The sequence below is a fragment of the Synechococcus sp. R8-2 genome (genome assembly GCF_047461715.1).
Taxonomy (GTDB): domain Bacteria; phylum Cyanobacteriota; class Cyanobacteriia; order Thermostichales; family Thermostichaceae; genus Thermostichus.
Genome location: NZ_JANSHQ010000104.1, coordinates 1 through 4,427, shown reverse-complemented (window position 1 = coordinate 4,427; position 4,427 = coordinate 1). Strand labels below are relative to the sequence as shown.

Below are 4,427 nucleotides of genomic sequence, written 5' to 3'. Positions count from 1 at the left end.
GGATCCTGACGCCGAGGCCGTGCCGACAGGGCAGGGCTTGAGCTGGAACGGCCAACACCCCCGGCGGGCTGGGGAGCTGCCTGCTGTACCAGCAACTGATGAGCCTGCTGCTGGTGAGCTAGAGAGCGCTGCTCAAGCTGCTGTACCCGTTCTTGCAGCTGGGCTTGCCGCCTGAGCCAAGATCCAGAACCTGCTTCATCTTCAAACAAGGCCTGGGATGAGGGCAGGGAGTGCTCCCAAGCTTGTAGAGAAACCTCAGTGACAGGACTCTGGCTCTTACGAGATGAGGTCAACCAGCCACATTCGCCGATCAAAAACGGCAAGGACAGCAAACCCAACAAAGCCGAGCCGGAGAACAGAAGACTAGGCCTAAGCATGGATCCCACCCCTTGAAATAGCCTAGAAATGAAGAGTTGCCTCTAAACTAGTTCGCCGCAGCCGCAGTGTCCAGAGTTTCGGCGATGCTTGCCCTGAGCCAAAACTCAGAAACTCTCCCCTAGGGGATTCTGCCACCCGCCAGATCCACCAACTCCACGCGGCGATTCTTCGCCCGGCCTTCCTCAGTGGTGTTGCTGGCCACAGGAGCAGAGAACCCCACACCAACCGGATAGAGTCGACGTTGCTCGATACCCAGCTGAACCAACCGGTTGACAACCGCCTCGGCCCGGCGTCGCGAGAGACCCAGATTATAGTCGAAGCTGCCGGTCGCATCGGTATGACCGACCACGAGGATGCTGAGGTCGGTGCGCTCGCGCATCAGCTTGGCGATCTCGGCAAGGGTGGGCTCGGCAGCCGCTTCGATTTGATCCGAGTCATAGGCAAAGAGAATGCCGTAGAGGAAGTGCCACCCTTACCTTGGTTCAGTTCGACTCCCAGGATCCCTATGAAGTCATTCACCGCTTCAAGCCAATTGCCGAGGTCCCTGAGCTGACCCGCGAGACCTACGTGCCGCGAGCTTCTACTCCCTTGCTGGATGCCATGGGGCGCGGCATCATCGACCTAGAAAAGAGCCTCAGCGAACTCAGCGAGGCAGATCGCCCGGCCAAGGTTGTGATGGTTGTGGTAACCGATGGGCAAGAGAATGCCAGTCGCGAGTTCCGCAAAGAGCAAATTGAGAAGATGATCAAGGAAAAAACCGAGAAGGAGAGCTGGCAGTTTGTCTTCTTAAGCGCCGATCTGGCTGCCATTGGGGATGCCCAAACCGTTGGCTTCGCTCCCAGCGCGTCCTTGCTATATCAGAAGTCTAAATTGGGCAGCGCAGGAGCGTGGACTTCTCTCTCTCGGCGCACCTCCGAGTACCGATTGGCTGTTCGCCAGAGGCTTATGTTCCTTGATGAAGACCGACAGCATCCCGACGATCCGAACAAGGGCAAGGAAGAAAGCTAATCCCTCTGCGGATAGGGCTTTGTGGGCAGGTTGACACGGGAAGCCCCTCGGATCCAGGGAAAGGGGAAGTATCGCAATGACCTCTGGGCCAGGGGGGATCCCTTCAGCGCCGTCGTCTGGAGCAGCGACGCAGTAACCAACTGGCGGCGGCCCGGTCGCCTTCATCCCATGCCAACCGCTCCACGGCCACCATCACCATCGAGGTGATTACAGCTTCACTTAAATGGCGAGAACGCAAATGCTGCACGGCTGAAGTGGCGGCCTCCAGGTCGCGTCTGCGAATGGCGCGGAGCAGCTCATCAGACATAGACCAAGCCAACGAGCCTCACTTCCTTTCTGCCCCCTTTCTACCCCAAGAGCCAGAAACTTCCCCTTTCCTTCACCTGCTTGTCAGATAATGCAAAAGTTCGTCTTACTTTCACGAAATATCTCACAAGATGTCTCAGGAATTGTTACACTTTTTGCCCCTGAGCCGACTAGGCATGTCAGACAGCAGGGAGGACCGCAGGGGAGCACGGGATCCCTTTGATAAGCCGCTCCATTTCTGCTTGTAAATCTTGGGTGAGGGCTTGTACGGCTTGTCGGCGGTTGGCCTGGTAGGCGGGCCAGCGTTCGGAAACCGAGAGGGGATCCCCAATGCTGAAACGGGCCAGGCGGGGGCCCAAGCGGGGGGGAGCAGTTCCGACGGGATTTTCTCCTTTGATCCAAGCCAGCAGACTCCAGAGGCGCAGGGCGGTTTCCGCCAACTCGTCTAGACTCAAACTGGGCTGCTCAGGTACAGGGCGCACCGCAAACACCATCAAGGTTTCCGCCAAGCGCATGTGCCAGAGGTGAAAACTGGCCTCAGCAGCCACTCGATTGGCCAGCCCCCTCTCCAGAGCCGAGAGACCAGCAATATCGGCAATATCTTCGCGGTAGATCCAGGCCCAGCCCGCCTGTTCGATGCGGTGCCGCCGCTCGATGAAGTCTCCTTGAGGCTCTAGGCCGAAATGTTGCTCGGCCACCCGCAGGGCCAGATCTGACAAGCTTTGAAGACGCGCCAACAGATCCCCCTCTTTAACTTGGGCTCTATCTGCAGCAGGAAGAGCAGGGGCATAGAAGCGCTCATAGAAGGTCTGCATGACCTGGAGCAGGTGTTCTCCCAAGCGAAGGATACGGGCCAGCAAAAAGGCCTGACTGGCATGGGTTGAGCGCGGGGGTGGCAGCTTGCAATCGGCCTCCATGCGGCTGAGCAATCTATTCAGAGCGGCACTGGGATCCCGCAGGTAGGAATAGCGAAGGCCCACCGGCAAGATCAGCACCTGCTCTGGCCGTCCCGCCTTGTGCAGATCCTCCACCGCCCAAAAGCTCATCTGGGCTACCCCCGGCTCCAACGGGTTGAGAAGACTGCTCATACCGTTGATCGTTCCTTCTGGAGCTACCGCCAGCGGATATCGGCCCGATACAAACTGCTCACGAGAACTTTTTAGCCCTGCCCGATCCAGACGGCCTCGCAAAATCGGGATCCCGCCCAAGCGCGGCAAGCCCCAACGGGCAACGGATCCCAGCCACAGAGGTAGGCCGCGGTCGTAGACAAACAAAACGTGGGGCCGGCCCCGAAAGCGGATCCCCTGGCGTTGGGCCACCTGCGGCAGAAGATGGGCAAACAAGTACATCAAGCAGGGGGGATCATCGAGGGTCGGGTGTCGAAACGCCACCAACAGGCGAATCTTGCCCGCCTCAAACTGCTGATAAAGCTGAGCCAAACGCTCTCCCCCCTCTACTTCAACGCGAGGGATCCCTTTGGTCCATCGCAACCAAAAGGGCAAGCCTGCTTGAGCAAAACGAACGACCCAAGGCGTCAATCGCGGTGGCAAAAACTTGAGGGGTGGCTGAACCTTCTGTTGCATAGGGATCCTTATCTAGGGTCAGAAAGAGGGTGAACCTAGGCTTTGGATCCCATCTTAAAGAGGGCAAAGCGGGAAGAAAGCTGCGCAGTGACAGTTCGTCAACTGGATCCCTTCTCCTCAACCCCAGGAGAGGTTCAAGCCCCAGCAGTTTTTTTTCGGCGACCGCGAGTCGCTTTGGGGGAAGCTTCTTTGCTTGGGGTTGACTCCTCCACCACCTGGCCGTTTAGCACTTGCTTGAGGTGAATGTGCTTGTAACCCAGCTGAATCTCAAACTCATCCCCAGGCTTGAGATTCATTTTTTCGGTGTAGGCCGACCCAATGATCAACTGCCCATTTTTGTGGACGCTGACTCGAAAGGTTGGTTCACGACCGCGCTTGTCTCGGCTGGAACTTGGGCTGAGGCTCAGACCTTTTGCCGCCAGCACCGCGTCATAGAACTCATTCAAGTTGACGCGAGGCTTGTTGGTCTTGGTCATGGTTACATAGCCACATCGCTTTGCCGTTTCTCGGCGTGGAAGATGCCCCAAAGCTTCGACCTTCTGGAGCAGAGCCTTCCCGGTTAAAGGTTGTGGTGGTATATCTGACATTTTTTAATGTCCTACATCCTTCCCCTAAGATCATAGCCTTATGGTGTACCCCTGCAACCGAAAGTCGGAGGCTTTTTTGAAGACAGGTTTTTCTCCTGTTCCTTGAGCCGGCAGCTCGGAAGGAAAAGCCTCTTCTCACTCAAGAGATGTTCCCGCTCTTGCCAAAAGGTGATGGAGGCAAAAAGAACTCAAGCCCTGAAGAGTGCTGGGGCTTTTGTGGATGGAGCTGACAAAAGATCGCCTTGGGGGTAGTACCGCGGTGTAGATCCGACTCACCGCTTTCTACAGCCTCATCCCCACTCGTCGGCTGCCCCAAACTCTGATCACAGCCAGAAAACAGGCTCGACTTTCCAAAAAACCGCCGCTGAGATGGTGATTGCCTTGCGCAAATCGGTCGAAAAGACAGCCAGAGCGGTGTGAAGCTGGATGCCATCAGACCTAGGCCAGCAGGCATTTTTATCTCTTGGCAGAGGCCGGCTACATCTGAGTAATGGCTGAGGGATCCCCTCTTCGGCACTTCTTCAGATGGGAGCGCAGTGAGCGCGAGTTGCCCAAAGCAAGTTAT

5 protein-coding genes and 1 pseudogene are annotated in these 4,427 nt (G+C 57.0%); 1 reads left to right on the top strand and 5 read right to left on the bottom strand.

Going from position 1 to position 4,427, the window contains the following annotated elements:
• Both NW819_RS02875 and NW819_RS02870 read right to left on the bottom strand, forming a co-directional pair.
• Window positions 1-377: pseudogene (locus NW819_RS02875) on the bottom strand (hypothetical protein); the annotation flags it as partial.
• 119 nt (window positions 378-496) lie between these two features.
• Window positions 497-829 (bottom strand): OmpA family protein, encoded by a 333-nt coding sequence (locus tag NW819_RS02870; protein WP_414412828.1) that lies wholly within the window; start codon window positions 827-829, stop codon window positions 497-499.
• 26 nt (window positions 830-855) lie between these two features.
• Between NW819_RS02870 and NW819_RS02865 the strand changes: the two genes are divergently transcribed.
• Window positions 856-1,386 (top strand): hypothetical protein, encoded by a 531-nt coding sequence (locus NW819_RS02865; RefSeq protein ID WP_011432401.1) that lies wholly within the window; start codon window positions 856-858, stop codon window positions 1,384-1,386.
• 103 nt (window positions 1,387-1,489) lie between these two features.
• Here the strand turns inward: NW819_RS02865 and NW819_RS02860 are convergent, their stop codons facing one another.
• From NW819_RS02860 to NW819_RS02850, 3 genes are all read right to left on the bottom strand, one after another.
• A complete protein-coding gene (locus tag NW819_RS02860; RefSeq protein WP_041436260.1) occupies window positions 1,490-1,693 on the bottom strand; it encodes a hypothetical protein in 204 nt (67 codons plus the stop codon).
• A 178-nt stretch (window positions 1,694-1,871) separates the two neighbouring features.
• Window positions 1,872-3,275: a 1-acyl-sn-glycerol-3-phosphate acyltransferase gene (locus tag NW819_RS02855; protein ID WP_414412827.1), complete on the bottom strand. Its 1,404-nt coding sequence runs from the start codon at window positions 3,273-3,275 to the stop codon at window positions 1,872-1,874.
• A 134-nt stretch (window positions 3,276-3,409) separates the two neighbouring features.
• Window positions 3,410-3,862 carry an AbrB family transcriptional regulator gene (locus NW819_RS02850; RefSeq protein ID WP_011432404.1) on the bottom strand — a complete coding sequence of 151 codons (453 nt, stop codon included), beginning with the start codon at window positions 3,860-3,862 and terminating at the stop codon, window positions 3,410-3,412.
• Window positions 3,863-4,427: the final 565 nt, after the last annotated feature.